Consider the following 6501-nt stretch of genomic DNA (forward strand, 5'->3'; position numbering starts at 1 on the left):
CACAAGTATTTAGATTTTCAGCAAAATGGGGATGATCAAACCTCTAGCTGATTTGGTCAACAACGCCGGTCCAAGGTATCAAGAATGGATCATACCAAGGCCAACGGTTAGGAAATCGCTAAGTTGACCGTACAATTATCTGCTTACAAGCTAATTTGAGGATAAAAAATGTTATTAAATAAAGTGGTTGTTATTACGGGTGGTGCAGGATTAATTGGACAAGCTTTTGTTAAAGCCGTTGTCGCAAATGGCGGTACTGCTATTATTGCAGACATTAACCTTAAATTAGGTATTCAAATTAAAAATGTTTTACAAGAGGAATTGAACTCAACGAATATTGATTTTGTTGAACTCGATATAACCTCAAAAGACTCACTGCAAAATGCAATTCAAATATTACAGGGCAAATATGCAAGGATTGACGCTTTAGTGAATAATGCTTATCCGCGTAATAAGCAATATGCTCGACACTTTTTTGATGTTGAGTATGATGATTTTGTAGAAAATACAGGAATGAATTTGGGAGGGTATTTTACAACTTCACAGCAATTTGCTTTGTATTTTAAGAAGCAAGGCTTTGGTAATATTATTAATATTTCATCAATATATGGAGTTATGGCACCTAAATTTGACGTGTATAATGATACTACTATGACAATGCCTGTTGAATATGCCGCCATTAAAGCAGGATTAATACATCTCACAAAGTACATGGCAAAGTACTTTAAAGGACTGAATATCCGAGTTAACACTCTTAGCCCTGGTGGAATATTTGATAACCAACCAGAAGCTTTTTTGAAAGCATATCAGAAGGAATGTTTGAATAAAGGCATGTTAGATAAAAATGACCTTCAAGGCACTTTGGTATACTTGCTTAGTGATATGAGTAAATATGTGAATGGACAAAACATAGTTGTAGATGACGGTTTTTCATTATGATTAAAGAGCTTCTTAATAAACGAAAATTTGATATCTATAGTGATAGGTTAGGCCCTGATTGCCCGTTTACGCATTGGCGTTTGTATTTCAAGAAAACAATGCAATTGCTTTGTAAGCAAAAATTTAAACACTTCCCAGACAGTGCAGAGTTTAGAGCAGGAGCTTATGCGATTGCTTGCTCAAAAATATATCTAGGTGAAAATGTTATTATTAGACCTAATACAATGATTTTTGCAGATCCAAGAGAAGGTGATGCCGGCAGCGTCATTATTGAAAACAATGTTATGTTAGGCTCTGGAGTGCATATCTATGTTGGTAATCATCGTTTCGATTTAGCGAATAAAAATATAATAGACCAAGGGCATAGTCCTGCTCAAACAGTTGTATTAAAAGAAGGTTGCTGGCTTGGTGCTAACGTGGTGGTATTACCCGGAGTGACAATCGGTAAAAATTCGGTTGTAGGAGCTGGAAGCATAGTCACTAAAAGCGTGCCTGATAGAGTGATTGTTGCAGGTAACCCTGCTAAAGTAATAAAAAATTTGTTATGACTGATAGTCTAAAGAAAAGATATGCAATAAAGTTATTAGCAAATATTGTTACTGGTATTATAAATGCAGTCTTAGTTGCGATTGTACCTAAAGCATTAGGACCTATTGTTTATGGGCAATTTACTTTCTTACAGCAATTCTTTAATCAATTGGTTGCTTTTTTTGATGCCAGTACATCTATTGGTTTCTTTACAAAACTGTCTGCAAAAAATAGCCGTAAAGAATTAATAAAAGTTTATTCATTTTTCTCTATTTTATTGTTGTCTATTCTATGTCTATTTGTATTTTTAATTAAACAATTAGGGTATTCTGAGTTTTTTTTATCAGGAATACCAAATGATTATATTTATTTAGGACTGTGGTTTGGTTTTTTAACTTGGTTCACTCAAGTATATATAAAAATATCAGATGCATACGCTTTAACAGTCTCAGTAGAGCTAATTAAAATCATCCATAAGTTATTAATGCTTGGTGCCTTGCTCTATATTATTAACTACCTCCCATTTGATTTGTCTTTTTATTATTACTTTCATTTTCTATCATTGGTTTCATTTATCTTTGTATTAAGTTTTTTGTTTTGTAATAAGGGGATCGTAAGTGCGTCTGTTTTTTCTGTAAAAACGGATTATAAGAATATTTGTTATGAATTCTATAAGTTTTGCTCCCCTCTATTTCTATTTAACTGCATTGCAATTAGCATAGGTATTTTTGATATTTGGTTATTACAAAATACAAGTGGTTCAATAGAAACAGGCTTTTATGGTCTTGCATATTCAATTGCAGCAATGTGTTTTTTGTTTACTAGCGCAATGACGCCTGTTATCACACGTGAATTCTCAAAGTCATTTGCAGAAAATAATTTAGTTGAAATAAGTAGGTTATTTCAACGTTATGTTCCCATGTTATATGCTATAGCTGCATACTTTAGTGTATTTATTGTTTTTGAAGCTGAAAACTTATTAAGTATATTTACTGATGAACGATTTAAAGATGCATATTTTGCACTTGTGATTCTTGCTTTTTATCCTTTACATCAAACTTATGGTCAAATTAATGCTTCACTATTTTTTGCTACAGAGGAAACAGTGAAATATAGAAATATAGGATTACTCTCTTCTCTAGTAGGTCTTGTTTTTAGTTATTTGTTTATATATAAACTTGAATATGGGGCAGCAGGGTTTGCTTGGAAAATGGTGCTAACTCAGCTGTTGGGGGTAAATTTTCAGTTGTTTTTTAACATAAAAAAGCTAAAATTAAGTTTCCTTAGTTTTTTATATCATCAGATTTACACCGTTATATTTTTTTGTATTATTGCCTACGTTTCTTCTAAAGTTATCAATATAGAGAGCAGTTTAGAAATTAACTTTATTGTGACTGGTATTGTTTATTCATTCTTTGGTGCCTTATGTATCTTTATTTCCCCTTCAATCATTGGAGTGAGTAGACAACAATTATTTACAACACTTTCAAATACATTAAAAAGAAAGGGTTAGACCTTAAATTGTCATTAAGCAATAGTAGAGTTTTATGAATATAAATAGTATCCCACCATTAAAAGAAAGTTACCGTCGAATATTTATAGTTGATAACCATTCCTCTTGGTGTAAGCACGTCAATAGTTATGATGTAGAAGTGGATCTTGTTTTAACTTATGATCTAGGACTGTATAAGTCTATTCAGAATCTAGGTGGAGAGGTGAGATATACTGATCATTTAGTAGATTCTGATCGAATGGATGAAAATAATTATCGAGTATTCGATTTTTTCAAAAATTGGCATTTAGACTCTAATGGTAAAGATATATTTAACTTTAAAGGGGTTCCTTTTGGTTTTTCTTTTCGATTGGATATTTGGAATGATCTCGTTTATTACTCAAAATTATACCTTTGCCTATCTTTATTGAAAAAAATTGACTTTCAAAGTGTTATGGTATCATCTGATGATAAGATGATGATAATCATCCTTGAGTATGTTGGTATTGAATTCTTACGTTCAGAATGGACTTCCTCTGAGAAAGAGCATTATTTTTTTCCTATTGCTAAATATCTGGATGAGAGAATTCGAGCAACGGGTATCCGTGGGTTTTTATATAAATGCAGAAATCTAGTAACTGCATTTTTTGGATTAGTAGTACCATACTTTGATATATTAACGACTAGAAAAAATAAAAGAACGGTATTTATTCAAGAATATCATCCAACCAAAGCGTTAATTTCAAGCTTGCGTGATCAAGATAATGTGAAGGTGCTGCTTGGTAATTTTTCACGAGGTTCGAAGTTTATTGATAATGCTGCTGAGCGTCTTCTGCCTATCTATGGCAAACTATCAAAGTACGACCCCATGGCGAGCGAGCTTCTTTCTCATTTCACTTCAGAAAGAGAAGCCCGATTAACTTTTGATGACGGCTCTGATATGACTGATTTTATGTATCAAATTATAGAGAGTCGAGTTGAAAGTGCAATTAATGAAAAGTTACGAATCTTAGACTGCTCTATTAAATATCTCGATTCAAATCGAGTCGATCTCGAAATTCTTATTGCGAATATTGGGCTGGTTCCTACACTATTTGATTGTGTATGTAGAACAAGAAATATACCTAGTTATTTAATCATCAATGGAATTATTGGGGCTGCGTATTCTGACGATAGTAAATACGCTTCTGTTATTAATGCTTATTCAGTTAGCATTAAAGAAAATTATTTTAAAGGAATGAATAATATTGTCACACTCGGTGATCCTCGAATGGATATGTACCCTCCTTTAGTTGAGGCAAAAAAAATACAAAGGACAAATCCAACCATTGTTATCGGGGCATCAGGTTTCAGTCCTATCGACTTAAACTCATATGTTGCAATTGAATTTGACTTTATGTTTGATGTCTTAACTGCGTTGAAAAAAGTTAAGGATGATGGAGAAAAAATATCTATCATTATTAAAGTTAGGCCGAACGGTTATAAGAAACAGTACTCTCAATTTATTCAAGAGTTTTTCCCTGATCTAGTTGATGATGTTATAGATAACCAAGCAATGTTGACAGTATTAAAGCAAGCTGATTTTTATATTTCAATTAATTCTCAAACACTATTTGAAGCCTCATGCTTAGGAATACCTGTTTTATATTATAAAAAAGATTGTGAGCAGATGCCTCCTCCTTTTGATAATAAATCTGAGCTAGTTACAGTTACCAATATTGAAGATTTAATTAGTGCATTTTATGATTATCAAAAATCTCACAAAAGATATGATGCATTTTTAAATCGAGGGGTTATGGAAAAATATATAGGGCCTCTTGATGGCAATAATTTACAGCGGAACTTAGATTATATCCATACCTTATTGGAGGGTGACGATGTTAACTTGGCTAAAAGGTAGAATAAATTTTTTTTTATTAAAAAGAAGATTTATTGATTGTGTTATATATAATGGTGTTACTGTCGATAAACAAAGTTTTATTTCAAACGACTGTGTATTATTTCAACATGTAACAATCGTTAATTCTAATATAGGTGATAGGTCTTATATACAAAAGAATTCAGTTATATCGTCTACGTGCATTGGGAAATACTGTTCTATTGCAAGTAATGTAACTATTGGTTTAGCAAGTCACCCTCTCAATATGGTTAGCACTAGTCCAATTTTCTATGATAACTCACAGCCGTTACCATATTTTTTCACGGATAAAGTCAGCTATGAAGAAAATTGCCCTAAAACGATTATTGATAGTGATGTATGGATCGGTCAAGGCGCGATAATTAAAGCAGGTATTCATATTGGTGTTGGTGCTGTTATTGGTGCTGGTGCTGTTGTTGTGAAGGATGTTGAACCTTATAGTATAGTGGGTGGTTGTCCCTCGGTTCACCTTAAATGGAGGTTTGAAGAGCCTATCAGGACTGCATTAGTAAACTCTAAATGGTGGGACCTTGATGATGAACAGCTTGCTTTATTGACACCTCTATTTATACAGCCGAGTAAGTTATTAACTGCCTTGAATCAGGATAAGTAATTTGATTTCATTTCAATTTTATAAAAAGTGCCGAAGATATATTAGTCGGCATTTATTTCGTCTTCTGTTTTCAAAAAACTTCAACTTTTTCGGTAGTAGGGTCTCCGTTTATCAGCCTGATACTATTGAGGGAGTTGAATATATATCTTTAGGTAATAATGTCTCGATTGATTCGAAATGTTGGCTCCTTGCATTTAAAACTGAAAACCATACTCCGAATATTGATATAAAAGAAGGGGCTTGTATTGGACGATTTTCTCATATTGTTGCTATAGATAAGTTAATCATTGAGTCTAATGTACTCATAGCTGATAAGGTTTATATTTCTGATAATGTACATAGGTATACTGATGTAGGCTCCCCTATATCTGAACAACCTGTAGATTTTAAAGGGGCTGTTTCAATAGGAAGTAATAGTTGGATAGGTGAAAGTGTGTCGGTTATTGGTTCGAAAATAGGGAAGCATTGTATCATTGGTGCAAATTCAGTTGTAACATCTGATATTCCAGATTATTGTGTTGCTGTTGGTGTGCCTGCAAGAGTTGTAAAACGCTATAACTCAACGTCATGTGAATGGGAGCGAACTGATATTAATGGTAATTTTCTTAATGACGTTAATACAAAATTAGATTCCTAAATAAAGTAGGATTTTTATGAAATTACACTCTTTAAATGTGCTGTTCATAGCCCCTGAATTTTACAACTATCATCATGAGTTAATACGGTCAATGAGTAAATTAGGTGCTAATGTCACCTTTATTTCTGAGATGAATCAATCTATTTCCTATAGGTTGTTACAAAAATTTAGTGGTAAGCTCAAGCGTTATTTTGAAAATAAACACATCAATAAAATTCTTTCTGTATCTAAAAATCAAGATTTCGATGCCATATTTATAATTCGAGGTGGGTATTTAACGCCTGATATAATGCGAAAATTAAGATTAAATAATAAAGATCAGGGTCAACGCATGTTATTTACGCAGAGATTCCTAATATTTCGGGATATAATTT

At 32.7% G+C, this 6501-nt stretch carries 7 protein-coding genes; all 7 read left to right on the forward strand.

The window, feature by feature from the left end:
- Window positions 1–168 precede the first annotated feature (168 nt).
- Complete coding sequence (locus Q1K78_RS16740) at window positions 169–939, forward strand: oxidoreductase (RefSeq protein ID WP_300181502.1); 771 nt, start codon at window positions 169–171, stop codon at window positions 937–939.
- On the forward strand, window positions 936–1487 hold the full coding sequence (locus Q1K78_RS16745; protein WP_300181504.1) for an acyltransferase: 552 nt from the start codon (window positions 936–938) through the stop codon (window positions 1485–1487). Before Q1K78_RS16740 ends, Q1K78_RS16745 begins: the two co-directional genes overlap by 4 nt.
- Window positions 1484–2980: a polysaccharide biosynthesis protein gene (locus tag Q1K78_RS16750; RefSeq protein WP_300181506.1), complete on the forward strand. Its 1497-nt coding sequence runs from the start codon at window positions 1484–1486 to the stop codon at window positions 2978–2980. The genes Q1K78_RS16745 and Q1K78_RS16750 overlap by 4 nt, the downstream gene beginning before the upstream one ends.
- Window positions 2981–3014: 34 nt before the next feature.
- On the forward strand, window positions 3015–4859 hold the full coding sequence (locus Q1K78_RS16755) for a hypothetical protein (RefSeq protein WP_300181508.1): 1845 nt from the start codon (window positions 3015–3017) through the stop codon (window positions 4857–4859).
- Window positions 4837–5490, forward strand: coding sequence for a CatB-related O-acetyltransferase (locus Q1K78_RS16760; protein ID WP_300181510.1), 654 nt, complete (start codon window positions 4837–4839; stop codon window positions 5488–5490). Before Q1K78_RS16755 ends, Q1K78_RS16760 begins: the two co-directional genes overlap by 23 nt.
- A 1-nt stretch (window position 5491) precedes the next feature.
- Window positions 5492–6127, forward strand: coding sequence for an acyltransferase (locus Q1K78_RS16765; protein WP_300181512.1), 636 nt, complete (start codon window positions 5492–5494; stop codon window positions 6125–6127).
- 16 nt (window positions 6128–6143) lie between these two features.
- On the forward strand, window positions 6144–6501 hold a 358-nt coding region (locus Q1K78_RS16770), incomplete at its 3' end, for a hypothetical protein (protein WP_300181514.1).

Origin of the sequence: uncultured Aliivibrio sp., from assembly GCF_946479765.1 — a bacterium.
Taxonomy (GTDB): Bacteria; Pseudomonadota; Gammaproteobacteria; order Enterobacterales; family Vibrionaceae; genus Aliivibrio.